Origin of the sequence: Photobacterium sagamiensis (genome assembly GCF_050337085.1) — a bacterium.
Lineage (GTDB): Bacteria > Pseudomonadota > Gammaproteobacteria > Enterobacterales > Vibrionaceae > Photobacterium > Photobacterium sagamiensis.
On record NZ_JAKJSP010000022.1, the window covers coordinates 69,658 to 94,947 of the forward strand.

Sequence of the window (25,290 nt, forward strand, 5' to 3'; positions counted from 1 at the left end):
CATGATTACTGCACAACGATTTCGCTGCTTGCAGAAGGTCGCTTCATCTCCAGCTCAGTTTCTGCCAACCGTTCCACACGGCTATGCTCCGCTAATGAATTCTCTTCTAAAATTTGGTTTCGCCATTCAATATCAAGCTGGTCACGCTCGATTAGCAGCAGCTCTTGCTGCGCGATCAGCTGACGGGACTGGTGCGTGATATACACCACAGCCAGAGCAGAAATCAGAATAGAAATCGATAAAATCGCCGGTACACGCCCGACCGACACGATATCACGTGCGATCAGGCGAGCGAGATTTGAAGACAATTCTGGCTCTTGAGTCATAAACGCTCAGCAAGACGTAAGACGGAACTACGTGCGCGCTTATTATCACCTAATTCATTTTTAGATGGCTTAATTGCTTTGCTAGCAAGCTTAAGACTGGCAGAGCCTAACGCTTTAATTTGATCTTCCGTTAACGGTAAACCTGCAGGTACGTCTGGCCCCTTGCTATTTTTACGCATGAAACGTTTTACCATGCGATCTTCTAGCGAGTGGAAACTGATCACCGATAAACGACCTTGTGGTGCCAGCACTTTCATCGCACCATTTAGTGCAAATTCAATCTCTTCCAGTTCACTATTAATATAAATACGGATCGCCTGGAAGCTACGGGTTGCCGGGTGTTTATGCTTATCTCTAAACGGTGATACTTCTGCAATCAGTGATGCCAAATGCTTGGTACGTGTCAGCGGTTCTTTTTCTGGATTTTCTCGATGCTCAACAATGCCACGCGCAATACGTTTAGCAAAACGTTCTTCACCAAACTCTTTAAGCACCCAGGCAATATCATCAGCTTCTGCCTCTGCCAGCCACTCAGCCGCAGAGATACCAGACGTTGGATCCATACGCATGTCTAACGGGCCATCACGCATGAAGCTAAAACCACGTTCGGCATCATCAAGTTGTGGAGAAGAGACCCCTAAATCCAACAAGACACCATCGACACGACCAATTAAGTCACGTTCTTCCATGTATTTAGCCATTCCGGAAAAAGGACCATGGATGATAGTAAAACGAGGATCATCGATTTTCTGAGCTTCAGCAATCGCTTGTGGATCACGGTCAATACCATACAACCGGCCATTTTCACCTAATTTAGATAGGATCAAACGGCTGTGGCCACCGCGGCCAAAGGTACCATCAATATAGATTCCATCAGGCTTAATCGCTAAGCCATCAACAGATTCATGGAGTAAAACGGAGACGTGCTCAAATTGTTCAGACATAAAATTAGGTTCAGCTAAAGTGAAAGCTCACTAAGGCACTCAGACAGTTCTGTCGTGACTTAGCCTGGAGTTGTATATCGAGTTCAACGTGTTGTTGACGCAATAACGATGATTACGGGCTGTTGTACCACAATTTCCCGCAAAACCCGTCACAAAGTGTACGTATGAGACAAAAAAGTTGTCAAGCGAGAGGTGGGGATTTAGCGCCAGAGATCCCTCACCAGATCAAGTTTTCGAGTGGAATATCGATATTATACCAATCGGGAAAAGTATTAGGTCGTATAAACGACAAAAGGCGATGTTAACTTCTCAAGAGAAATCAACATCACCTTTTATTCTAAAAGAGGGGAGTTGGCCGATAAGCCGGGTTTTGTCCCGCTTGCGCGGTGGTAATCATTCCTCTAGGCCTGCAATCGCTCACAGGCTCAAGCAACCTACCCGTCCCCAACGCGGGCCACGCCATTAGGGACCTATTTGGTCTTGCTCCGGGTGGAGTTTACCGTGCCACGAACTATTACTAGCCGCGCGGTGCGCTCTTACCGCACCCTTTCACCCTTACCTGTTCTCGCAAGCGAGTCATCGGCGGTTTGCTCTCTGCTGCACTGGTCGTAGGCTTGCGCCTCCCAGACGTTATCTGGCACCCTGCCCTTTGGAGCCCGGACTTTCCTCCCCTTCGTCAGTCTCCCTAAGGACACCAACGAAGCAGCGATTACCTGGCCAACTCCGGCGACGGATAATATAAGAGTCAGAGGCAGGTTACCAGCAAAAAATCCAACAACAACGCCAAACGCTCAAAAAGAGAGCAAAAAAAGTCAAATTAGAGTGTCTAGTGGCGAGATTTGAGGATGGTCCTAGTCTAAATTCTCCAGCCCCCACTTATACAGGGCATTTTTTTTCGCACCATGGATTTCAGCGGCCAGGGCTGCCGCTTTCTTCAGTGGCAGCTCTTTCGCCAATAAACCAACAGTACGCAATGCGTCTGCCGACAGTTCATCTTTCTGAACCCGGTGACCCGTCACCAGCACCACCATTTCTCCACGAGTACGATTACGGTCTTCTTTCAGCCACTCAATCAGCTCACCCAACGGGGCACCATGAATGGTTTCAAACGTTTTCGTCAGCTCGCGTGCCAGTACAACCTGGCGATCTGGGCCTAACACCGCTAACATGTCAGCCAGAGAGTCTGTAATACGATGTGGAGATTCATAAAAAATCAACGTACGCTCGTCAGCGGCCAGTGCCTGAAAACAATCTCGACGCCCTTTAGTTTTTGGCGGCAAAAAGCCTTCAAAACTAAATCGGTTAGAAGGCAAGCCTGCAGCACTTAACGCGGTGATAACTGCGCATGCTCCAGGTAATGGCACAACTTTGACACCCGCTTGACGACAACGATTGACTAAGTGGTATCCTGGATCACTAATCAGGGGAGTACCGGCATCCGACACAAGTGCAATGCTGGTACCAGCCTGAAGCTTCTCAATCAAAAAGTCAGCTTTCTGCTGCTCGTTATGATCGTGAAGCGCAAAGGTGCGGGTAGAGATAGAGAAATGTGACAGCAAACGCGATGTATGGCGTGTGTCTTCAGCAGCAATTAAATCTACATTTGCTAAAACATCCAATGCACGCTGCGTGATGTCCGCTAAATTACCGATTGGTGTAGGTACGATGTACAAAGTTGCGACATCTACCGTGCATGAATTGGTCTCACTCATTTGTCTAAGATCTCATCTGCAATTAATATAGAGAGTAATTTTCACAGTTGAATGAATTCAATGCTCAATTTTACCCATAAGCGTAAAAGTGTATCACGACTGTTGGCGCCTGTAGCCCTTGCTGTGATTTTGGCGGGTTGTAGCTCGTCGGATCAACAGCAGGCCGTGGCCACTGATATTACCGCCGCCGCGACTGACAGCGCCGCGAATTATCTGATTAAAGCCGAATCCAGTGAAGGTTTAGAAAGCATTAACTGGCATATTCTGGCACTGAAAGCCTTCATCAAAGAAGGCCGCTGGCCACAAGCGGAGCAGCAGGCAGAACGCCTTGCCCGTATGTCACTCAGCCAGGTACAAATGGCTGAATGGCAACTGGCCCGTGCGACGCTTCGCTACCAGCAAGGTCAGCCACAACAGGCGCTGGATACCCTTAATTTCCAGCCATGGTGGCAGCTGGCCGACAACCAGTATCAGCGTTTCCATATGCTAAGAGCTGAACTTTTCTCCCAGCTCGATCAGGAGTTCAAAGCGGCTCGTGAACGTACCGCGCTGGATCAGTACCTGGCATCAGAGCAAAAACACGCTAACTGGCAAAACCTGTGGCGTGATTTATCACGCTATAACAATAATCAGCTGCAGTCTCTTCGCCTTAACGAGGATGAAACCGTACTGCGTGGCTGGGTTCAGTTGAGCATTCTGAAAAACACATATTCACCGCGCCCGGTACGGCTGAAAAGTGCGGTGGATGAGTGGTTAGGCAGCAACCCTTACCACCCGGCTAACCAGTATTTGCCCGCTGAACTGCAAGCCATTATGGCGCTGGAAATCGCCTTACTGGATAATGTTGCCTTGCTATTGCCGCTAAGCGGACGTTTTGAATCACAGGGTAAAGCCGTACGGGATGGTTTTGTCAATGCCATGCTTGATGACACAGGCCGCGATGCTGACACCGAACTGACGATTTACGATACGGAAGCAGAACCGATAAATGCCATTATGGGCAAGCTGCAGCAAGATGGCGTACAATTTGTTATCGGCCCTTTGCGTAAAGATAAAGTCATTGAATTCCAGCAAGATAACACTGAACAGATCACTATGCTGGCACTGAACCGACCGGAACAACTGGATCTCAGTCAGACCAATGCCTGTTATTTCTCACTGTCACCAGAGCAGGAAGCCGAGCAAGCTGCCCAGCACCTGTTTACTAAAGGTCATCGTTACCCATTAGTACTGGCACCCAATAACAAATTTGGCCAGCGTGTGAGTGCTGCTTTCGTCGAGCAATGGCAACAGCTGACGGGCAAGTCGCCGGATGCCAAGAACTTTGGCTCACGCAAAGAAATCCAGCAGCAAATCGCGACCATTTTCGGCCTTAACGACAGTCAGGCCCGCATCAATCAGATGCAGCAGCTGTTAGGGATTGAGCTGGAATCTCAGCAACGCAGCCGCCGTGATACCGATGCGGTCTACCTGGTGGCCAGCAACAATGAATTAACCCTGCTTAAGCCATTCATTGAAGTTGCCATTAACCCGGATGTTAAACCGCCGCAGCTGTATGCCAGCTCGCGCAGTAACCCTGGCAACAGCAGTGATATGAGTGAGCTGCGAGGCATCGAGTTCAGTGATATTCCATTGCTGGTTGATCCTAACCCGCGTTTTATGGAGCGTTTCAATCAATTGTGGCCGAACCAGAACAACACCACTATTCGTCTGCACGCCTTCGGGATGGATGCCTATAAGATGATCACTGAGCTGCCGCAAATGCGTGTAGTCGACAATTACACCACATCAGGTAAAACCGGCCAGCTTGGCATTAACGACCAGTGTGTGGTTCAACGCCAGATCAGTTGGGCTGTCTTTACAGGAAGTGGCATTGAGCCTGCTCAATAAACGCCAGCAAGGCCAGGTGTATGAGGTGATGGCTGAACGTTTTTTACAGCGCCATAACCTCACCCCTGTTGCGCGTAATTTTCAGTGCCGCAGTGGTGAGATCGATGTGATCATGCGCGATGGTGATTGCTGGGTTTTCGTCGAAGTAAAGTACAGAAAGCAGACTCACTTCGGTTCCCCGGCCGAAGCCGTAAACTGGCGTAAACAACAAAAGCTGAAGCGTGCTGCACTGTTTTGGCTACAAAAAAATGGCTTATCATCCGAACACACCGCGTTCCGGTTTGATGTGGTCGCTATCGAAGGCCCCGATCACCAGATTGAGTGGTTTACCAACATCCTAGTTGAAGGTTGATCCATGCTAGAAAGCATTAAAGAAAATTTTACCGAAAGTATTCAAACTCAAATCGCGGCTGCTGAAGCGTTGCCTGATGCTATCTCAAAAGCCGCGCAGATTATGGTTCAGAGCCTGCTGAACGGTAATAAAATTTTATCTTGCGGTAACGGTGGCTCAGCTGCTAACTCGCAGCACTTCGCATCTTGTCTGATCAACCGTTTTGAAACAGAGCGCCCGAGCCTGCCAGCCTTATCACTAACGGCTGATACCACAACCCTGACTGCGGTGGCTAATGATTACCACCACGATGAAGTGTTTTCAAAACAAGTTCGTGCGCTGGGCCAAGCCGGCGATATTCTGTTGGTCTTATCAAGCAGCGGTAACAGCAAGAACATTATCAAGGCGATGGAAGCAGCCCTGACCCGCGATATGACCATTATCGCACTAACAGGAAAAGACGGCGGTGAAATGGCTGGCCTGCTGGGGGTGCAAGATGTTGAAATTCGAATCCCGTCCCAGCGCACCGCTCGCATTCAGGAAGGTCATCTACTGACGATACACTGTTTATGTGATTTGATTGATCAGGTGTTATTCCCACAACATGAAGGATAAGCAATGAAACGACACCATCTCCTGGTGATTACCTTGTTAGTTCTGCTGCAAGGCTGTTCTGGGCTCTCTTCAGCAGATCCTCGCGATACCAAACAGCAATGGCATGATCAGCAAATTGAAATGGAGGTTGGCGGACTCGCAAATAAGCCGCCTTTTCGCCAGCAAGCCCGGATAAATGCTATTTCCATCGAAGGTAAAGTCTTAATCGTTGGCCAGGCCGTTGATCCCGATACTCAGCAGTTACTGACGCAAAAAGTTCGCCAGCTGGATAACGTTCGGTTTGTTTATAACCAGGTACGCGTTCGTCCATTGCCTGATTTGGCGGAAGTGAGCAAAGACAGCTGGATCACGACTAAAGTCAAATCCCAGATGGTCGGCAGTAAAAAACTGAAAGACGTCTCAATAAAGGTGGTAACGGAAGGCCAGGAAGTCTATTTACTGGGTTATGTTACTCGCGCCCAAGCAGACACCGCATCGGATATCGCCCGTAATGTCTCAGGGGTGAAGAAAGTCGTGAAGGTATTCGAGTATCCGGAAGGATAGAAAGTGGCTAGAAAACTAGAAACTAGAAACTAGAAACTAGAAACTAGAAACTAGAAACTAGAAACTAGAAACTAGAAACTAGAAACTAGAAACTAGAAATCTTAAACACCTACAAATAAAAACGCAGCCAATTGGCTGCGTTTTTTATTTTACGACTCGAAGACTTGGCCGGCCACGAGGGCGCGGTGGCTCATCATCAGGTTCGTCGCCATCACTGACTTCAACCAAAGCTGAAACCGGTGTTAACGCTTCTTCCTGTTGTTCGACAATACTGTCATGTTCTGCTTCATCGTTTTCGTCAAAAGCGGCCATATCCCCGGCATAAGCCGGTTCAGGCTCGAACATCGTTCCGGCACCATTCTCTCGCGCATAAATCGCAACAGCGGCGTACAAAGGTACGATGACAGAATGTGGGCGGCCACTGAAACGGGCATTAAAGCTAACCGCTTCATTACCTAGTTCCAGATTGCCGACCGCACGCGGTGCAATGTTCAGAACAATCTGACCATCACTAACGAATTCCATCGGCACTTTAACACCCGGTAAAGTAGCGTCTGCTACCAGGTGAGGCGTCAGGTCGTTATCCACTAACCAGTCGTAAAACGCACGCATCAAATAAGGACGACGCGGCGTTAGTTTTTCCATATCCATTATTGAACAGCCAGGCGCATTTCTCGTTCAGCTTCAGTCAGAGATGCCAGGAACGAATCACGCTCAAACACACGAGTCATGTATGCCTTCACTTCTTTCGCGCCGACACCACTTAATTCGATACCCATTTCAGGCAGACGCCACAGTAACGGAGCAAGGTAACAGTCTACCAAGCTAAACTCGTCGCTCATGAAGTATGAGTATTCAGCAAATACCGGTGCAAGAGCAAGCAGTTCTTCACGTAATTGCTTACGTGCTTTATCTGCTTCTTCCGCCGTACCTTTATTTACTTTTTCAGCCAGTGTGTACCAGTTGCGTTCAACACGGTACATCATCAGACGACTGTTACCACGGGCAACCGGGTAAACAGGCATTAGAGGCGGGTGAGGAAAACGCTCATCCAAGTACTCCATAATGATACCGGCCTGGTACAGAGCCAGCTCACGATCAACAAGAGTTGGAACAGAATTGTATGGATTCAGGTCTAGTAGATCTTCTGGCAGGTTATTTGGATCAACCAGCTCAATTTCAACACTAACACCTTTTTCTGCTAGTACAATACGCACCTGATGGCTATAGATATCTGAAGCATCAGAATACAGAGTCATCACAGAGCGTTTATTGGCAGCAACAGCCATTGACCCCTCCAGTATAATCAAATACACAAAAAGCAATGGGGGCTGGAGCCCCCATTGCGAGATTCTTAACCGACTAGATTACCCGATCAGTGGACATCACGCCAATATTCTTTCTTCAACAGTACGGTTAGCACAAAGAATATAACAATGAAGCCCATTACCCACCAACCTAAACGCTGACGTTCAAGTTTTACAGGCTCGGCTGAATATTCAAGGAAGTTAACCAAATCACGAACCACTTCGTCGTATTCGTCCGAGTTTAACTCGCCCGTACCGTCAGACTCAATGCCCACATATTCTTTAACTTCTTCGCCATCAACCAGACGGGTTTCATACACTTTAGTTGGTACGCCTTGCAGCTCTTCCAGAACATGAGGCATACCCACACTTGGGAATACCACATTGTTGACGCCGAATGGACGGCTAGGATCGGCATAGAAAGACCGTAAATAAGTATAGATCCAGTCAGTACCACGGACACGTGCAACCAGGGTTAGATCCGGTGCAGGCGCACCAAATGATGCTTCTGCATATTCAGGTGAAATTGAATTTGTCATCAGATCACCAATCTTCGCGTCTTTATCGAAGATCATGTTCTCTCTCATCAAATCCAGTGGAATACCCAAATCTGTCGCAACACGTTCATAACGTTGATATTGCGTCGCATGGCAACCAAAACAGTAGTTCATGAACGTCTTCGCACCACGCTGCAGCGATGCCTGATCAGAGATATCGTTATTCGCAGCATCTAAATGTACGTTACCACCCGCTGCTATCACTAACGACGGCAACAGAGCTAGTAGCATTACAATCCATTTTTTCATTTGAATGTCACCCTCTCTGGTAGCGGTTTAGTCGCTTCATTCTTACTGTAGAAATACAGTAAAACGAAGAACATGAAGTAACCGAAGCTGAAGATCTGCGCCATCAGGGTGTACGTTGCCGTTGCCGGCAAGGAACCCAAAATACCCAGTGCAATAAAGCTGATGGTGAATTGAACAATGTTGATCAGGTGGAACTTACTGCGGTAGCGGTAAGAACGAACCTTGCAACGATCCAACCACGGCAACAGGAATAGCACGACGATCGAAGCCCCCATCGCCACGACACCCAATAGCTTATCAGGCACCGCACGCAAGATGGCGTAAAACGGTGTGAAATACCACACAGGCGCAATATGCTCAGGTGTTTTCAGCGGGTTAGCCGCTTCAAAGTTAGGTGGCTCAAGGAAGTAGCCGCCCATTTCCGGGTTAAAGAACAGGACATAACTGAACAGAAAGGCAAAGACTGCAATACCGACCATATCTTTGACCGTGCCGTAAGGGTGGAACGGGATAGAGTCGATAATGTCGTATTTATCACTGTAGTTCTTATGGAATTTGAACTGAGTTTTGTACCCTTCGCCTTTGCTGCCTTTAGGGAGCTTGGTTTCAATACCATCCGGGTTGTTTGACCCCACCTCGTGCAGTGCCAGTATGTGCAGAACAATCAGCAGCAGCAGTACGATTGGCAGCGCGATAACGTGAAGTGCGAAGAAACGGTTTAGCGTAGCCCCCGAGATAACATAGTCACCACGGATCCACAGCGTCAGATCATCACCGATAAAGGGAATCGCACCAAACAGCGAAATAATGACCTGGGCTCCCCAGTAAGACATCTGTCCCCAGGGTAGCAGGTAACCCATAAAGGCTTCGGCCATCAGTACTAGGAAAATCAGCATGCCGAACAGCCACAACAGCTCACGAGGCTTCTGGTATGAACCGTAGATCAAGCCACGGAACATATGCAGATAGATGACAATAAAGAACGCTGATGCACCTGTTGAGTGCATATAACGCAGCAGCCAGCCATAATCAACATCACGCATGATGTATTCAACAGAGGCAAACGCACCATCACCGGATGGTACATAGTTCATGGTTAGCCAAACACCGGTAATAAGCTGGTTAACCAGCACCAGCATCGCTAACGAACCGAAAAGATACCAGAAGTTGAAGGTCTTCGGCATCGGGTATTCAGACAAATGCTTTTTATAAGCATCCATCATGGGTAAACGTTTTTCAATCCAACCGAGTAAAGCGTCCATTATGCTGTCCCCTCATCAACACCGACAATAATCGTGTGATCGTCCACAAACAAATGAGGCGGTACCACCAGGTTTAGCGGTGCCGGAACTCCCGCAAATACCCGGCCGGCCATATCGAACTTGGAACCGTGACATGGGCAGAAGAAACCGGCACTGACACCACTCACTTGTTCACTAAAACTGTCTGGCAGATAGGTAGGGGAACAACCAAGGTGGGTACAAATACCTACGGCTAAAAAAATTTCAGGCTTAACTGAACGAAATTGATTCTGGGCATAATCTGGTTGCTGCGGTTCAGCCGAAGCCGGATCGCGAAGCTGGCCATCATGACCAGCCAATTCTTTTAATATTGCATCACTACGACGCACGACCCAAACTGGTTTACCGCGCCACTCGACGCGTACCATCTGGCCATCTTCCAATTTACTGATATCAACTTCAACTGGCGCACCGGCTGCTTTTGCTCTCGCACTCGGGTTCCACGATTTGATAAAAGGCACAGCTACAGCGACTGCACCCAGACCTCCAACAACCGAAGTCGTCGCAGTCAGGAAGCGGCGTCGGCCGTTACTTACTGGCGCTTTGCTCATCCAACTTTCTCCAATGTGCTCCCGCTCTGGATTATTATTATTATTTCCTTGTGCGTCCCTGGAGCTTGCGGCTAACTTTAAAATGGAAAGAAACAACAGATATTTAATTACATTTTCTAGCTGTTGTTAACGCACTAAATGATAAAGAAAAGCCTACATTTTGACAAGATAAAGCTACTTTTTCGCAACAAATGTGAGAGGTATGTTCTTTTTGCTTTAAAATTAAAAAATGTGCCCAAAAAGGCCCGAATTGAGCACAAAAAAAAGCCCAACCCGAAGGTTGAGCTTTTCTGTACACAGTAACCAGAATAAATTCTGGAGCGTAATATTAACGCTTAGAGAACTGTGGTTTACGACGTGCTTTACGTAGACCAACTTTCTTACGCTCAACTTTACGTGCATCACGAGTAACATAACCCGCAGCGCGTAGAGTAGGACGTAGAGTCTCATCGTACTCCATAAGAGCGCGAGTAATACCGTGACGGATAGCGCCAGATTGACCAGTGATACCACCACCTTTAACAGTGATGTTCAGGTCAAACTTGTCTACCATGTCTAGAAGAACTAGCGGCTGGTTAACAACCATGCGAGCTGTATCACGACCAAAGTAAACTTCAAGGCTACGCTTGTTGATTACGATTTTGCCAGTACCCGGTTTGATAAAAACGCGAGCAGCTGAGCTTTTGCGACGGCCAGTGCCGTAGTATTGATTCTCTGCCATTGTCATAACTCCCAATTAGATGTCTAGTACTTTAGGCTGCTGTGCAGCATGGTTGTGCTCAGTACCCGCGTAAACTTTCAGCTTACGGTACATTGCACGGCCTAGAGGACCCTTAGGAAGCATGCCTTTAACAGCAGTTTCGATAACCATTTCTGGCTTCTTATCGATAAGCTTTTCAAAGCTGATTGACTTAAGACCACCGATGAAACCTGTGTGGTGGTGGTACATTTTGTCAGTTCTCTTAGCGCCAGTTACAGCAACTTTTTCTGCATTGATAACTACAATGTAGTCACCAGTGTCAACGTGCGGAGTGTACTCCGGCTTATGCTTACCACGTAGACGAGATGCGATTTGAGTTGCCAGACGGCCAAGAGTTTTACCTTCAGCGTCAACAACATACCAGTCACGTTTTACAGTTTCTGGTTTAGCAACGAAAGTTTTCATGCTAATAATTACCCGATATTAAATTGATTTCACTTGATAGGAGCGGTTAACGCTCCCTACTGTACAGAGCCCAGTCATCACCCCTTCGAGCAGTTGGTACTCCCGGCTTTCGCCGTTACAGGTACGGTGGGTCGCAAGATTATAGGGAAGGGTGGAGAAAAAATCACCTTTTTTTTCAAAAAAAATGCATTTTTTTCTCTATAGCCTAATCACAGATTAAAACGAAAAGATATCGTCCACTTCACAAGGTTCATCGAAGGACAATTAACCCGCTGTCAGTCAGCCAATTTTGAATCGGTCAATTACGCCAAATGCGGTTTTGCTAAGTACTCATGGCTTTGCATCTCAATAAGTCGAGAGCAGCAGCGTTTAAACTCAAACTCCAACCGTCCGTCGCGATACAAGCCATCCAATCCGGTGGCGGCAGAAATAATTAATTTAACATTACGTTCATAAAACTCATCAACCATCGCGATAAAACGACGCGCAGAATCGTCATCACTCTCGCCCATGACAATCACCTCTGAAAGCAATACGGTGTGATAGATACGGGCAATTTCCATATAGTCATTCTGGCTACGGGCCGTCTGGCATAAGGTCTGAAACGTGAAATGCACTACCCCATCCGCCTCATGGCGGGTCGGCAGCATCCGATTGTTAATCTCAATCTCTATGCTGAGTGTTCGCGGTTCTACCGACAGCTGATAAAAATACTGCTCGATATTTTTCTCTGCCTGCGCATCCAGTGGCGAGTGATAGATTTCCGCCTGCTCTAAGGTTCTCAGCCGATAATCAACGCCTGAGTCGACATTTACAACCTCACAATGCTGCTCAATCAGCGCAATCGCAGGTAGGAAGCGGGCGCGCTGCAGACCATTTCGATAAAGATCTTGAGGGGGGATGTTTGAAGTGGCCACTAAGGTTATGCCGCGCTGAAACAGGGCCTCAAATAACGTCCCGAGGATCATCGCATCAGTAATATCCGACACAAAAAACTCATCAAAGCAGATGATATCCGTTTCAGCTTTAAACGTATCTGCCACCCGCTCTAGAGGATCAGGTTGTGCCGATAACAGCTGCAGTTCATGATGGACACGGTGCATAAATCGATGGAAGTGGACCCGCATTTTGCGGTCGCTCGGCAAACATTCGAAGAAAGTATCAACAAGATAGGTCTTGCCTCGCCCCACTCCTCCCCAAAAATACAAGCCTCTGACAGGCGTTATCTCTGGTTGCTTGTGATGGCGCTTAAAGAAACGGTCGACGAAAGAATTTTTTATTTCAGGTTTAGGGGCCTGCATGCGATGGTAAAGATCATCAAGATGCGAAACCGCGATCGCTTGCGCTTGATCAGCAAAAAATGCCGGTTGCTGGAGATCTTGTTGATATTTTTGTTTTGGCGTCATCCTTTACCACCCTACTCATTCTCATCTTTATGATCGACTATGTTTAACAAACGAATAGAGTATCATGCCTATGTTTCAGCATGTATAGTAAGTAGATAGGTAGGTAGGTATTGACCTCGTTTTCAATTCAGTCACAAGGAGTATTTTATGGCTTGGATTTATGCGCTTCTTATTTTATCAGCAGGTATCGTCATTGGTGCGTTTGCTGCCCGTTTAGGAAACAAAAGCCTAAAACAACAAAAAGAGCTAAAGAAAGACCTCGACAAATCAAAATACGAACTCGAGCAGTATCGTCAAGAGCTGGTCGACCATTTTGCGTGCAGTGCTGAACTACTCGATAATATTGCCAAAGACTACAGCAAGCTTTATGAACACATGGCAAAAACGTCAACCGAGTTAATGCCGAATCTACCGGAACAGGACAATCCGTTCTCTCGCCGCATCAGCACACTGGAATCTGTTCAGCAAATAGCTGAGCCGGTTCATGATCAACCAAGAGATTATGCTAACGGTGCTACTGGCTTGCTGAAAGATGAGCCGGAAAAGCTCGAAGAATCAAAGGCAAGTTAATCAGCTATCACATTGGTACTTTGTTAACGTGAATTTGAACCACTTGGTATTTTTTTGAACTAAATTCCGGTTTTTCAGTCGAAATATACCAATCCCCCTAAGGTTCTGAACAGATCTGTATCACTTAGGAGGGTTGGTATCACTTGTTCACCGGAGTTTAGTTATGATGAAAAAACCTTTGCTTGTTTTAAGTGCGTTGGCATTAAGCATCAGTTCTGTTATCGCGCCAATCCCCGCAACCGCGGCACTGCCAATATCTGTGGATAACCAGCAGCTCCCGAGCCTTGCCCCGATGGTGGAGCAAGTGACTCCCGCAGTTGTCAGTATTGCAGTAGAAGGTAAGCATGTTTCTAGACAGCAGCTTCCCGACTCTTTCCGCTTTTTCTTTGGTCCTGATTTTCCCGCCGAGCAAGTTCGTGAGCAGCCATTTAGAGGCTTAGGCTCAGGTGTTATTGTTGATGCCGACAAGGGCTTTATCGTCACTAATCATCATGTTATCAACGGCGCCGACAAGATCTTAGTACAATTGTACGATGGCAGAGAGTTAACGGCCGAACTTATCGGTAGCGATAAGATGTCAGATATTGCACTGTTAAAAGTGGAGACAGCGAAAGACCTTACGGAAATAAAACTGGCTGATYCCGATAAACTTCGCGTCGGTGATTTTGCTGTCGCGATCGGTAATCCCTTCGGCTTAGGCCAAACCGTTACATCAGGAATTATCTCTGCCCTCGGCCGCAGCGGCCTCAATATCGAGAACTTTGAGAACTTTATTCAAACCGATGCTGCGATTAACAGTGGTAACTCTGGCGGTGCTTTAGTCAACCTCAACGGTGAACTCATTGGTATTAACACCGCCATTTTAGGTCCCAACGGCGGCAACGTCGGTATTGGCTTTGCGATTCCTGCCAATATGGTGAAAAACCTCTCCGAACAAATCCTGGAGTTTGGTGAAGTCAAACGCGGTGTACTCGGGGTGCAAGGCGGGGAGCTCACTGCTGAACTGGCTGAAGCATTCGGCTATGAAACCAGCCAGGGGGCCTTTATCAATCAGGTTATGCCTGGCTCTGCGGCAGAGAAAGCTGGCCTGAAAGCCGGCGATATTATTGTGTCCGTCAACGGCAAACATATTCGTACGTTTAGTGAACTACGCGCAAAAATCGCAACACTCGGTGCCGGCAAAAAGATCAGCTTAGGCACGATTCGAGACGGTAAAGAGAAAGACTTTACCGTAACCCTGCAAGAAGCAACCCAGACTAAGGTTAAAGCCGATAACCTTCACCCGGGGTTGGCCGGGGCTGAGTTTGCCAACACCACCAGCAGCGATAATGTTAACGGGGTTAAGGTCATCAATGTTGATGAAAAATCAATCGTCGCCCGTTACGGGTTGCAAAAAGATGACATTATTATCGGACTAAACCGTAAGGCAATCAAAAATTTAGGTGAACTTCGCAAAGCGCTGGATAAGAGCCCCAATGTCCTCGCGCTTGAAATTAAGCGTGCTGACAATGTCTTATACCTGGTTATTCGTTAATCAGCCCCTCCGCTCCTGATCCCCTCCCCCAGTCATCATGATCTGGGGGCTCCCCCGAACTAACCATCAAAACTTGTTGATAAAGGCACTGGAGTGATATCCTGCCACGTATTAATTGCAATTTTATTAAATAAGTGACATTCACCTCAGTTATTTAATACGATTTGTACATGTTATTTTCAACCGTTTTCAGGGGAACATTGATGCTGGCTTTTTTTAGTCGATCCGTCTTACTTGGCATCATCACAGCCGTTGTTTTACTCGTCGCCATCCCTGAGTTACGTAATAACATGTTTACGGTACCAGACTCTCTGAGTACGGTGGAGACAAGCCCAACCCAGCTGTCCTTTAATTATGCCGTTCGCCGTGCCTCACCTGCCGTCGTTAATATTTACAACCGTCGCTACAACGCAGAAGACCGCCTGAAATTAAGCACGCAAGGGTTGGGCTCCGGCGTCATTATGAGCGAAAAAGGTTATATCGTGACGAACTATCACGTGGTGGCAGAAGCCGATCAAGTGATTGTCGCACTACAGGACGGGCGGTTTTTCACCGCGCAACTGATAGGTAAAGATCGTCGTACCGATATTGCCGTCTTAAAAATACAAGCTGATAACCTGCCCGTTATCCCATTAAGCCATAATTACCAACCAGCCGTCGGTGATGTGGTGTTAGCCATTGGCAACCCGTATAATCTAGGTCAAACAACGACCTATGGCATTATTTCGGCAACAGGTCGATCAGGTATGAGCTTTGGCCGCCAGGATTTCCTACAAACGGATGCCGCCATTAACGACGGTAACTCTGGTGGCGCACTGGTGAATACCCGAGGTGAACTTGTCGGCATTAACACGGCCTCGTTTCAGCAGGCAACCGACATTGAAACCTACGGGATTTCTTTTGCCATTCCCTACGAGCTGACCCACAAAATCATGCAAAAGCTCATCGCTGATGGTCGCGTCATTCGCGGCTATATTGGTATTGACGGGCGAGACATTAATCCCGTGATGGCGCGCTTATATGATACCAACCAGGTCAGCGGAATTATTGTGATGGGGATGGATCCTAACGGCCCGGCGGCCAAAGCCGGCTTTCAGGTTCAGGATATCCTGATTGAAATTGATGGCAGGCCTGTCACCGACAAGCGTAATGTGCTGGATATTGTCACCGAGATCCGCCCTGGCAGTACTGTTGATATGAAGGTTTTGCGCAATGGTGAGACCAAAATGCTATCTGTACTGGTGTCTGATGAGCCTAACGGCTATTAACTCGTCGCTGAGTTAAAATAATGCGGTTTTACTCTTTTCGCTGGAAATAAATAGCAAAAAGCCTCGTCATGACGAGGCTTTTTCTTGTTATCAACAAATTCGGCGTTCGCTTATTCGCTTTCGTTGATTCGCTTAATCTTCATGCCTAACGCACTGAATTTCTCTTCAATATGCTCGTAGCCACGGTCAATATGGTAAATACGATCTATAATCGTTTCACCTTCAGCGATACTCCCTGCGATAACCAGACTTGCCGATGCACGTAAATCTGTCGCCATCACCTGAGCACCGCTCAAGCCATCTGTATCACCGCAAATCACCGTGTTACCTTCGATCTCAGCATGAGCCCCCATACGAATAAGTTCAGGGATGTGCATGAATCGATTTTCGAAAATGGTTTCAGTAATAATGCCAGTGCCTTTCGCCACTAAGTTCAGCAGTGAAAACTGTGCCTGCATATCAGTTGGAAAACCCGGGTGCGGTGCGGTACGGATATTTACCGCTTTCAACTCGCGATCAGTCATATCCAGACTGATCCAGTCATCACCCGTTTCAATTGCCGCACCTGCTTCTTCAAGCTTAGCTAACACCGCTTCCAATAGTGAAGGTCGGGTATTTCGACAAAGAATTTTACCGCCAGAGACCGCTGAAGCGACAAGGAACGTACCCGTTTCGATACGGTCAGCAACGACTTCATGGTAGCCGCCCCCTAAACGCTCAACGCCTTCGATCGTGATAGTGTCGGTACCTGCGCCAGTCACTTTCGCACCCAGTGCATTCAAAAAGTCTGCAGTATCAACAATTTCAGGTTCGCGTGCGGCATTTTCAATGATCGTCGTGCCTTCAGCCAGCGTTGCTGCCGACATAATCGTCACGGTTGCACCGACACTGACCTTATCCATCACAATATGGGCGCCTTTTAAACGACCATCGACAGAGGCTTTCACATAACCTTCTTCCAGCGTGATTTGCGCACCAAGCTGCTCAAGGCCATGAATGTGCAAGTCCACCGGACGGGCACCAATCGCACAGCCACCCGGTAGCGATACCTGGCCCTGTCCAAAACGCGCAACCAATGGGCCTAACGCCCAAATAGACGCCCGCATGGTTTTTACCAGATCATACGGCGCACAGAATTCATTAACGCCACTGGCGTCAATGTGCACAGAGCCATTACGGGAAATTTTCACCCCTAAACGGCCCAGCAACTCCATAGTGGTATCGATATCGCGCAACTTCGGAACATTTGCCACTTCAACGGGCTCTTCGGCCAGCAGCGAAGCAAATAAAATCGGTAATGCTGCATTCTTTGCACCAGAAATGGAGACTTCACCACTTAATGGGCCACCGCCCTGGATTTGAAACTTCTGCATCATTAACCTCTTAAGACAGCGACATTAGCTTTTTATCACGCGCCCACTCTTGTGGCGTGAATGTTTTGATGCTTAGCGCATGGATATCGTTAGTCGCAATATGTCCCATCAGAGGGCCATAGATGGTTTGTTGTTTCTTCACGCGGCTCATGCCGTCAAACAGAGCACCCACTGCGATCACTTCATAGTGGCTGCCTTCACCTTTCACTATCACTTCATCAAGTTCTAAGGCTGTTTCAAGAATTTTTTTGATTTCAGATATTTCCACAAGCTATCCTCTTTGCTGCTTATTCAATACAGGCAGCTAACATTGATTCTACATGGCTAAGGCGTAGCAAAGTTTTAAGCTGCTCCGGCACGTTTAACAAGGTGAGGTCAGACCCTGCGCTGCTCAATTCTTGATATAAATGAAGCAACATAACCATACCTGCAGAGTCTACCCGAGCTAAGGCTGAAAGATCGAGCGTTACCTTAGAATCTTGTGGTATCCATTCACGTCTTTGCCGCCAAAAGGCTGGAACTGTGTCACGTTCTAACTCGCCTGACAAGCAATAATGGCTATTTCCCAGCGCCTGCCATGCAATCTTTGGCTTACTCATCCGCCTTGTCCTCATGGCGGATCGGCTTGGCAGCTAGCTTTTTAATGTTTTGAGTAACCACATCCACACCTTGAGTACGAAGTTGTCCACTCCATTCGCTCTGTTTGGTGGAAATCATGCTGACGCCTTCAGCTATCATATCGAAGCACTGCCATTCCTGGGTTTTCTTGTTTTTACGTAATTTAAAATCCAGACGGATCGGCGGGCGCTGCTTGTCCAGAATTTCAACCCGAACCGAGACGATAGTACGATCGGCTGGAATGGCTTTTGGCGGTTCAACCTTGATGTCCTGATTGGTATATTGCGTCAACACCTGAGCATAAGAAGCCACCAGATAATGGCTAAACGCATCAACAAACTCGTTGCGCTGCTCTTTGGTGGTTTTTTTTAACTGCGGCCCCAACACTTTATAAGCGGCATAACGGGTATTGATGTACGGCAGTAATTCATCTTCTACCACCGTGCGTAAATAGTCCGGGTTACCTTGAATTACGGTTTGCTCAGACTTCAGACGGTCGAACGTTACCTGTGAAACTTTCTGGATCATCCGATAAGGTTCCGTGGTATCCACAGGAGAAGCAAGAGCAAACGTTGCATGAATAAACAGTGGCAGGCTTGCCATCCACAGTAAAACGTATCGTACTAATTTCATCATCCCACCTATTTATCGCTATCGCCGTTCATACTGTAAATCACCTGGCCGATCATATCTTCCAGCACTAATGCAGACTTGGTGTCTTCAATCAGATCACCATCTTCCAGCATGGCAATATCCTCATCCACAAAACCCGGGCTAATGCCTAGGTATTGCTCTCCCAGCAGCCCTGATGTAAGGATGGCAGCTGAACTGGTTTCCGGGAAGTTCCCGTATTTTTTCTCGATCGCTAGTGTCACAAGTGGCGTAAAGGTTTCAGCATCCAGCGTGATTGCGGTAACGCTGCCGACAGAGACCCCCCCCACCTTGATTGGAGAGCGTACTTTCAGTCCCCCGATATTGTCGAAGTGTGCTTTTAATGTATAGGTATCATTGCCTCCGATGTTCTGCACATCAGCGACTTTAAAAACAAGTACCAGCAAGGCAACAATGCCAGCCAGCACAAAAGACCCTACCCATAACTCTAATTTTTTATTCTGTTGCATCCGTTAATTCCCAAAAATCGATTAATGACCAAACAGCCTTTAGTTCCCAAACATTAAGGCTGTTAGCACAAAGTCTAATCCCAGCACCGCGAGAGATGAGTTCACCACCGTTCGCGTGGTTGCCCGACTGATCCCTTCAGACGTCGGCACAGTGTCATAGCCATTAAACACCGCGATCCAGGTTATGGTAATGGCAAATACCACCGATTTAATGACGCTGTTGCCAATATCTTGCCCCAGCTCGACGGAAGACTGCATCACAGACCAGAAACTACCATAGTCAATACCCTTCCAGTCGACACCGACCAGCTGGCCACCCCAGATACCTACCGCACAGAAAATCAATGACAGCAATGGCATCGAAATCACCCCCGCCCAGAAACGCGGGGCTATCACCCGGCGCAACGGATCGACGGCCATCATTTCCATACTGGAAAGCTGTTCTGTTGCCTTCATTAAGCCAATTTCAGCGGTGAGCGCTGAGCCGGCTCGTCCGGCAAACAATAATGCCGTCACGACAGGCCCCAATTCGCGCAGCAGCGACAAGGCAACCATCTGCCCGAGGCTGGTCTCGGCACCAAAGTCGACTAAGACTATGTAGCCTTGCAAACTAAGCACCATGCCGATAAACAACCCGGAAACCATAATGATGGCGACCGATAAAACCCCAACCGAATACAATTGTTTCACCAATAGCGGAAACATTGTGCGCGGCTGAGGCTTACTCACCAATGCGCCATAAAGCTGTAACGTTGCGCGTCCGAAGATCTGACATTTGTCGATCCCTCTCCGGCCCAGTCGCGCAATAAAATCAATGATCATGATTAGATTTGCCTTTTATTTTCAGCTAATACTTTTACTGCCAGCGCCAGTAAACAAATCTTGTTGCAATGGTTGGGCAGGGAAGTCAAATGGCACCGGACCGTCTGCATCGCCATCAAGAAACTGACGGACACGAGGATCAGGATTGGCCTGAAGTTCATCGGGGGTACCACTGCCAATGATTTTACTGCCCGACAACAGATACACCTGATCAGCGATGCTCATCACTTCCGGCACATCATGGGAAACGATCACAGCTGTGATCCCTAAAGCCTTATTCAGGCTGTGGATGAGTTTGACCAGGATCCCCATGGTGATCGGATCCTGACCGACAAAAGGTTCGTCGAACAAGATTAAATCAGGATCAAGCGCTATCGCCCGCGCCAGCGCAGCACGTCGTGCCATGCCACCAGAGAGCTCGTTAGGCATCAGCTCCGCAGCACCGCGCAGCCCTACCGCCTCTAACTTCAGTAGCACTAAAGTACGCAGCAAGTCGTCTGGTAAATCTGTATGCTCACGAAGCGGATAGGCCACATTATCGAACACCGTCATATCGGTAAACAGGGCGCCAGACTGAAACAGCATGCTCATTTGTTTCCGTGCCGTATAGAGCTCACGGCGATTTAAGCGGGGAATATTCCATTGCTCAAACCAAACCTCCCCGCTATCCGGGGCTAACTGCCCACCAATCAGACGTAACAAGGTGGTTTTCCCGATCCCTGACGGCCCCATGATGGCGGTAATTTTGCCTCTTGGCACATCCAGGCTGACATCATCAAAGATCTTCCGATCTCCTCGCGAGAACGTCAGGTTTTTTATTGAAACTAGCGTTTCAGTCGGCTCCATATCCATCCTGTCGGCCACTTTGGCCATCTCAACGTATTTCCCGTCAATATCCGTGCTCTAACAGGGATAAAAACACATTCATCTCATTTTCCTCTGCCGCTGCTTAGCCGCTGTCATTGTTATTAACAAAAATGTTTTCAACAACAGAAAACCTTTCAACAGCAAAGGGGGTAATCATTAGGGTCTGTTTATCTTTCAACATAATTGCTGCAATGCTGAAAGATAAACAGACCCTAGCGTTCATGACCGATCATAAGTTCATTACGCAACCGACTCAAGATACTAATTGTTAGTTTCCTGTTATTTCATCACTAAAAGACCAATTGCACGAGCTTCGTTATCTGATAGCTGGCAGTCATTTTCTGCCCGGCAGCCCTATTATAATTTTCCTCGCTCAAGGATAACAGTTTTTTTGAACGCCGTTTCAATGAGCTCATCTTTATTAATGACGATCCCTTGCACGATTATGATTTGAGTAAAGAATGGCACAATAAATACCGATATTGACGAGAATAGGTATTACCCCAATCAATTAGTCACGGCTTTCCCTTCCCTTTTGTCTTGCTTACCGTCAAAATTACCCCCTCTTATATATGCCAATTGCATTTGCGAGCTCGCCATTCAATGCTGTGAGTTAATGTGATTGGAATAACAATCAAACTTTGTTTTAAAAACTAAAGGGATAAGAATGCTCGAAACCATTGTGTTGCTGTGTATCGGTTTAGTGTTACTGGTATGGAGCGCAGATCGACTCGTTTTTGGTGCGGCCGCGCTAGCAAAAAATTTAGGTGTTACACCGCTGGTGATCGGTATGACCATCCTAGCGATGGGCTCATCGGCACCGGAAATGATGGTTTCGGCTACCGCTTCACTGGCTGGAAAAACCGATACAGCTGTCGGTAATGTACTGGGCTCGAACATCGCCAACATTGCGCTTATCCTGGGCCTGACCGCACTGATAAAACCGCTGTCTATCAGCTCTGCGATCATTCGTCGGGAATTACCGCTGATGCTGGCTGTCACCTTAATCGCCGGTTTCCTGCTGTGGGATAACTACCTGGGCTTCATGGAAGGAGTATTACTGGTCGTCTTATTCGTTATCTTCCTGCTGGCGATGTTAAAAATAAGCCGCCAAGCCCAACAGGCTGGCGATCCGTTAACAGATGAACAAGAGTCCGAAATCCCGGAAGGCGTCAGTAACAGAGCGGCTACGGTCTGGATCATCGTCGGACTGGTACTGCTCCCTTATGCTGCCAGTATGCTGGTTGACTCGGCAGTGACCATTGCCAAGTTCTTTGGTATGAGTGATTTAATTATCGGCCTGACGATTATTGCTATCGGTACCAGCTTGCCAGAACTTGCCGCTTCGATTGCCAGCATTTTCAAAGGTGAGGATGACATGGCGGTAGGCAATATTATCGGTTCAAACGTCTTCAATATTCTGGCTGTTATGGGGATCCCGGGCTTACTGAACCCATCAGTGATCAGCCCGCTGGCCATGGGCCGCGACTTCTACGTTATGCTGGGGGTTTCAATCTTATTGCTCTGTATGGCTCTTGGAAAACGTCGTCGTATCAATCGCATAGAAGGTGGCGCGCTGGTTTCTTGTTTTATCGCCTATCAGTTCTATCTGTTTTATAATCTAGCGGCCTAACGGAGACCAATGTCATGTCAGAGAAGTTTGATTTTTGCGCTCATGGTCGCAAAGTCCTTGAAATTGAAGTAGAAGCACTGCAGCAAATTACGCAATACATTAACGGTAGCTTTACCCAGGCGTGTGAGCTTATTTTGAACTGCCGCGGTAAAGTGATTGTAATGGGGATGGGTAAATCCGGTCATATCGGCAATAAAATTGCGGCGACACTCGCCAGCACCGGGACCCCCTCCTTCTTTGTCCACCCTGGTGAAGCCAGCCATGGCGACTTAGGAATGATTGAAAAAGACGATGTCGTCCTGGCTCTTTCAAACTCAGGGGAAGCATCAGAGATCCTCGCCCTGCTACCGGTTATTAAACGCCTGGGCATTCCTCTGATCAGCATGACAGGTAAACCAGAATCGAGTATGGCAAAACTGTCGCAAATCCACCTCCAGATCACCGTGGCGACAGAGGCATGCCCGCTGAACCTGGCTCCGACCTCCAGTACGACTGCAACGCTGGTGATGGGTGACGCGCTGGCAATAGCGCTAATGGAAGCACGCGGTTTTACCGCCAATGATTTTGCGCTTTCTCACCCAGGCGGCGCATTGGGTCGTAAGCTGCTGCTACGTATCTCTGATGTTATGCACACCGGTGACTTGCTACCTCTTATCGAAGAGCAGGCCACCATTAAGGATGCCTTGCTGGAAGTGTCGTGCAAAGGATTAGGCATGACAGCCATTGTCGACAGCCAACAGCAACTAACGGGTATTTTCACCGATGGCGACTTACGCCGTTTGCTCGATAACCGTATTGATATTCACAATACCCCGATCGGCGAAGTCATGACTCGCAATCCGTCGACCATTGCCGCGAACCTGCTTGCAGCTGAAGGCTTAAAGCTGATGGAAGATAAAAAGATCAACGGCTTACTAGTGACTGACCATGGTCGTCTGGTTGGTGCATTAAATATGCACGACCTGCTTAAAGCTGGAGTAATGTAATGACAGAACAAGTAGAAACTATTTACGGTCCGGTCTGTCAAACCACTTATCAGTGTGCTAAAAATATTCGCTTACTGATCTGTGATGTTGATGGTGTATTCTCTGACGGCCGCATTTACATGGGAAATGCAGGCGAAGAACTCAAGACCTTTCATACCCGTGACGGTTACGGCATCAAGTCGCTGATGGGTGCAGGCGTCGAAATCGCTATTATTACCGGTCGTAAATCGGCAATTGTCGAAAACCGGATGGCAGCACTGGGCATTAAACATGTGTACCAGGGACAAGACAATAAAGTCGCTGCTTACCAGGATATTGTTGCTAATCTGGCGATCCCGGCAGAACAGACCGCTTACATCGGCGATGATCTGATTGACTGGCCCGTGATGGAAAAAGTGGGATTATCCGTTTGTGTTGCAGATGGCCACCCGCTACTGGCGCAACGGGCTGATCTGGTAACCCGGATCAACGGTGGCTATGGTGCCGTACGTGAAGTGTGCGATTTAATCCTCGAAGCCAAAGGCGAACTAGACAAACATAAAGGGTTAAGTATATGACCTTGCAAAGGCTACTCTATGCACTGTTACTGATCATTTGTGCATGGACTGGCTACTACTTGCTAGAGAAAAACTGGCAGGCAGATATACAAATAGAACCCGATGCAGAAAAGCCGCTGTTTACTGGTAGCGTGGTCTCCAACACGGCATTTACTGAGTCAGGTATACGCAGTTATCAAATTGATTCAGACCATTTAGAACACTTTAGCAAAAGTGGCGATACCGACTTTGTTAAACCCGTGCTCTGGGTATATCGTAATGGTGAAAATACCGAATGGCGCATCAGTTCAACTACCGCCAGACTGGATAAAAACCAGGTACTGCAAATGACGGGGAATGTGCGCATTTTTAACTTACTGCCAGAATCGGCCATCAAGGTTATGCAAACTGACAATTTACGACTTGACTTGATCAGCAAAGATTTTGATACACAAGATCATGTTGTAATTACCGGCACCGCCTTCCAGAATGAAGGGACAGGGATGAAAGGTAATATGGACCGCAGTGTGGCGACCTTATTGAAGAATGTAAAAGGTAGATATGAAGCTTTATAAGATCAGTAGCCTGCTGTGCCTGTGTATCAGCGCATCAAGCTGGGCGTTAAGTAATGATACAGAGCAGCCTATTTATATCGACTCAAACAGCCAAGAGCTTGATATTCAAAAAAATATTGTCACCTTCACTGGCAACGTCATTCTCCGCCAGGGCAGTATTGATATTCGTGCCGACAAAGTTGTCGTCACCCGGCCGAATGGTCAGGAAGGAAAAGAGACCATCGATGCTTACGGTAAACCGGCTACCTTTCATCAGATCATGGATAACGGCAAACCCATTGATGGTGCTGCCCTTAAAATGCGCTATGAGACCGCCACAGAATTCTTAAAAATGACTGATGAGGCGATCCTTATCCAGGATGGCAGTGAAATTCAGGGCAAAATCATCAGTTATAAAATTGATGAACAAAAACTGGTTGCTGAAAGTGGCAAGAAGAAACGTGTCACGACCATTTTGCAACCAAAACAATTGAATAGTAACAAGAAATAA

At 47.6% G+C, this 25,290-nt stretch carries 30 protein-coding genes and 1 other RNA gene; 12 read left to right on the forward strand and 19 right to left on the reverse strand.

The window, feature by feature from the left end:
* Positions 1-5 precede the first annotated feature (5 nt).
* The 4 genes from ftsL to rsmI form a co-directional block, all read right to left on the reverse strand.
* Positions 6-326, reverse strand: a complete 321-nt coding sequence (ftsL, locus tag L4D76_RS11095; protein ID WP_428440966.1) for a cell division protein FtsL — start codon at positions 324-326, stop codon at positions 6-8.
* A complete protein-coding gene (gene rsmH, locus L4D76_RS11100) occupies positions 323-1,270 on the reverse strand; it encodes a 16S rRNA (cytosine(1402)-N(4))-methyltransferase RsmH (RefSeq protein ID WP_428440967.1) in 948 nt (315 codons plus the stop codon). Before rsmH ends, ftsL begins: the two co-directional genes overlap by 4 nt.
* A gap of 343 nt (positions 1,271-1,613) precedes the next feature.
* An RNA gene (rnpB, locus tag L4D76_RS11105) (RNase P RNA component class A) lies at positions 1,614-1,995 on the reverse strand.
* 126 nt (positions 1,996-2,121) lie between these two features.
* A complete protein-coding gene (gene rsmI, locus L4D76_RS11110) occupies positions 2,122-2,982 on the reverse strand; it encodes a 16S rRNA (cytidine(1402)-2'-O)-methyltransferase (protein ID WP_428440968.1) in 861 nt (286 codons plus the stop codon).
* 60 nt (positions 2,983-3,042) lie between these two features.
* Between rsmI and L4D76_RS11115 the strand changes: the two genes are divergently transcribed.
* From L4D76_RS11115 to L4D76_RS11130, 4 genes are read left to right on the forward strand one after another with little or no spacing between them, the layout of a single operon-like run.
* Entirely contained in the window at positions 3,043-4,872 is a 1,830-nt protein-coding gene (locus L4D76_RS11115) for a penicillin-binding protein activator (protein WP_428440969.1), read from the forward strand.
* A complete protein-coding gene (locus tag L4D76_RS11120) occupies positions 4,856-5,224 on the forward strand; it encodes a YraN family protein (RefSeq protein ID WP_428440970.1) in 369 nt (122 codons plus the stop codon). The genes L4D76_RS11115 and L4D76_RS11120 overlap by 17 nt, the downstream gene beginning before the upstream one ends.
* Before the next feature lie 3 nt (positions 5,225-5,227).
* A complete protein-coding gene (locus L4D76_RS11125) occupies positions 5,228-5,818 on the forward strand; it encodes a phosphoheptose isomerase (RefSeq protein ID WP_428440971.1) in 591 nt (196 codons plus the stop codon).
* A 3-nt stretch (positions 5,819-5,821) separates the two neighbouring features.
* The gene (locus tag L4D76_RS11130; protein ID WP_428440972.1) at positions 5,822-6,361 is read left to right on the forward strand and encodes a BON domain-containing protein; all 540 of its coding nucleotides are present in this window, start codon (positions 5,822-5,824) and stop codon (positions 6,359-6,361) included.
* A 144-nt stretch (positions 6,362-6,505) separates the two neighbouring features.
* On the opposite strand, the gene sspB is transcribed toward L4D76_RS11130, so the two are convergent.
* The 8 genes from sspB to zapE all read right to left on the reverse strand — a co-directional run bounded on the left by sspB (position 6,506) and on the right by zapE (position 12,897).
* Positions 6,506-7,012, reverse strand: a complete 507-nt coding sequence (sspB, locus tag L4D76_RS11135) for a ClpXP protease specificity-enhancing factor (protein ID WP_428440973.1) — start codon at positions 7,010-7,012, stop codon at positions 6,506-6,508.
* Positions 7,012-7,650: a stringent starvation protein SspA gene (gene sspA / locus L4D76_RS11140; protein WP_428440974.1), complete on the reverse strand. Its 639-nt coding sequence runs from the start codon at positions 7,648-7,650 to the stop codon at positions 7,012-7,014. Before sspA ends, sspB begins: the two co-directional genes overlap by 1 nt.
* Before the next feature lie 86 nt (positions 7,651-7,736).
* Positions 7,737-8,474, reverse strand: coding sequence for a cytochrome c1 (locus tag L4D76_RS11145; protein ID WP_428440975.1), 738 nt, complete (start codon positions 8,472-8,474; stop codon positions 7,737-7,739).
* Positions 8,471-9,736, reverse strand: coding sequence for a cytochrome b (locus L4D76_RS11150; RefSeq protein ID WP_428440976.1), 1,266 nt, complete (start codon positions 9,734-9,736; stop codon positions 8,471-8,473). Before L4D76_RS11150 ends, L4D76_RS11145 begins: the two co-directional genes overlap by 4 nt.
* Complete coding sequence (gene petA / locus L4D76_RS11155; protein ID WP_428440977.1) at positions 9,736-10,326, reverse strand: ubiquinol-cytochrome c reductase iron-sulfur subunit; 591 nt, start codon at positions 10,324-10,326, stop codon at positions 9,736-9,738. Before petA ends, L4D76_RS11150 begins: the two co-directional genes overlap by 1 nt.
* Positions 10,327-10,654: 328 nt before the next feature.
* Positions 10,655-11,047: a 30S ribosomal protein S9 gene (gene rpsI / locus L4D76_RS11160; RefSeq protein ID WP_428440978.1), complete on the reverse strand. Its 393-nt coding sequence runs from the start codon at positions 11,045-11,047 to the stop codon at positions 10,655-10,657.
* Positions 11,048-11,062: 15 nt separating this feature from the next.
* Positions 11,063-11,491 (reverse strand): 50S ribosomal protein L13, encoded by a 429-nt coding sequence (gene rplM / locus L4D76_RS11165; protein WP_011219795.1) that lies wholly within the window; start codon positions 11,489-11,491, stop codon positions 11,063-11,065.
* A gap of 302 nt (positions 11,492-11,793) precedes the next feature.
* Positions 11,794-12,897 carry a cell division protein ZapE gene (gene zapE, locus L4D76_RS11170; RefSeq protein WP_428440979.1) on the reverse strand — a complete coding sequence of 368 codons (1,104 nt, stop codon included), beginning with the start codon at positions 12,895-12,897 and terminating at the stop codon, positions 11,794-11,796.
* A 147-nt stretch (positions 12,898-13,044) separates the two neighbouring features.
* Here zapE and zapG point away from each other — a divergent pair, with 147 nt between their 5' ends.
* From zapG to degS, 3 genes are all read left to right on the forward strand, one after another.
* Complete coding sequence (zapG, locus tag L4D76_RS11175) at positions 13,045-13,467, forward strand: Z-ring associated protein ZapG (RefSeq protein ID WP_428440980.1); 423 nt, start codon at positions 13,045-13,047, stop codon at positions 13,465-13,467.
* A 166-nt stretch (positions 13,468-13,633) separates the two neighbouring features.
* On the forward strand, positions 13,634-15,001 hold the full coding sequence (locus tag L4D76_RS11180; protein WP_428441038.1) for a Do family serine endopeptidase: 1,368 nt from the start codon (positions 13,634-13,636) through the stop codon (positions 14,999-15,001).
* Positions 15,002-15,204: 203 nt separating this feature from the next.
* On the forward strand, positions 15,205-16,269 hold the full coding sequence (degS, locus tag L4D76_RS11185; protein WP_428440981.1) for an outer membrane-stress sensor serine endopeptidase DegS: 1,065 nt from the start codon (positions 15,205-15,207) through the stop codon (positions 16,267-16,269).
* 110 nt (positions 16,270-16,379) lie between these two features.
* Here degS and murA read toward each other — a convergent pair whose 3' ends face one another.
* The 7 genes from murA to mlaF are packed head-to-tail and all read right to left on the reverse strand — an operon-like array spanning position 16,380 to position 21,049.
* A complete protein-coding gene (gene murA, locus L4D76_RS11190; protein WP_428441039.1) occupies positions 16,380-17,642 on the reverse strand; it encodes a UDP-N-acetylglucosamine 1-carboxyvinyltransferase in 1,263 nt (420 codons plus the stop codon).
* Positions 17,643-17,652: 10 nt separating this feature from the next.
* Positions 17,653-17,910, reverse strand: coding sequence for a BolA family iron metabolism protein IbaG (ibaG, locus tag L4D76_RS11195; protein ID WP_428440982.1), 258 nt, complete (start codon positions 17,908-17,910; stop codon positions 17,653-17,655).
* A 19-nt stretch (positions 17,911-17,929) separates the two neighbouring features.
* The gene (locus tag L4D76_RS11200) at positions 17,930-18,241 is read right to left on the reverse strand and encodes an STAS domain-containing protein (protein WP_428440983.1); all 312 of its coding nucleotides are present in this window, start codon (positions 18,239-18,241) and stop codon (positions 17,930-17,932) included.
* Complete coding sequence (gene mlaC / locus L4D76_RS11205) at positions 18,234-18,893, reverse strand: phospholipid-binding protein MlaC (protein WP_428440984.1); 660 nt, start codon at positions 18,891-18,893, stop codon at positions 18,234-18,236. Before mlaC ends, L4D76_RS11200 begins: the two co-directional genes overlap by 8 nt.
* An 8-nt stretch (positions 18,894-18,901) precedes the next feature.
* Positions 18,902-19,381 carry an outer membrane lipid asymmetry maintenance protein MlaD gene (gene mlaD, locus L4D76_RS11210; protein ID WP_428440985.1) on the reverse strand — a complete coding sequence of 160 codons (480 nt, stop codon included), beginning with the start codon at positions 19,379-19,381 and terminating at the stop codon, positions 18,902-18,904.
* 39 nt (positions 19,382-19,420) lie between these two features.
* Positions 19,421-20,203, reverse strand: coding sequence for a lipid asymmetry maintenance ABC transporter permease subunit MlaE (gene mlaE, locus L4D76_RS11215; RefSeq protein ID WP_428440986.1), 783 nt, complete (start codon positions 20,201-20,203; stop codon positions 19,421-19,423).
* Between the two features lie 21 nt (positions 20,204-20,224).
* Complete coding sequence (gene mlaF / locus L4D76_RS11220) at positions 20,225-21,049, reverse strand: phospholipid ABC transporter ATP-binding protein MlaF (RefSeq protein ID WP_428441040.1); 825 nt, start codon at positions 21,047-21,049, stop codon at positions 20,225-20,227.
* Positions 21,050-21,737: 688 nt separating this feature from the next.
* On the opposite strand from mlaF, the gene L4D76_RS11225 reads away from it, so the two are divergent.
* Genes L4D76_RS11225 through lptA form a run of 5 tightly spaced genes read left to right on the forward strand, consistent with a single transcriptional unit; the run spans position 21,738 to position 25,290 of the window.
* Positions 21,738-22,703 carry a calcium/sodium antiporter gene (locus tag L4D76_RS11225; protein ID WP_428440987.1) on the forward strand — a complete coding sequence of 322 codons (966 nt, stop codon included), beginning with the start codon at positions 21,738-21,740 and terminating at the stop codon, positions 22,701-22,703.
* A gap of 14 nt (positions 22,704-22,717) precedes the next feature.
* Complete coding sequence (locus tag L4D76_RS11230; RefSeq protein WP_428440988.1) at positions 22,718-23,689, forward strand: KpsF/GutQ family sugar-phosphate isomerase; 972 nt, start codon at positions 22,718-22,720, stop codon at positions 23,687-23,689.
* Positions 23,689-24,246 (forward strand): 3-deoxy-manno-octulosonate-8-phosphatase KdsC, encoded by a 558-nt coding sequence (gene kdsC / locus L4D76_RS11235; protein ID WP_428440989.1) that lies wholly within the window; start codon positions 23,689-23,691, stop codon positions 24,244-24,246. Before L4D76_RS11230 ends, kdsC begins: the two co-directional genes overlap by 1 nt.
* Positions 24,243-24,800, forward strand: a complete 558-nt coding sequence (gene lptC / locus L4D76_RS11240; protein ID WP_428440990.1) for an LPS export ABC transporter periplasmic protein LptC — start codon at positions 24,243-24,245, stop codon at positions 24,798-24,800. Before kdsC ends, lptC begins: the two co-directional genes overlap by 4 nt.
* Complete coding sequence (gene lptA, locus L4D76_RS11245; RefSeq protein ID WP_428440991.1) at positions 24,787-25,290, forward strand: lipopolysaccharide transport periplasmic protein LptA; 504 nt, start codon at positions 24,787-24,789, stop codon at positions 25,288-25,290. Before lptC ends, lptA begins: the two co-directional genes overlap by 14 nt.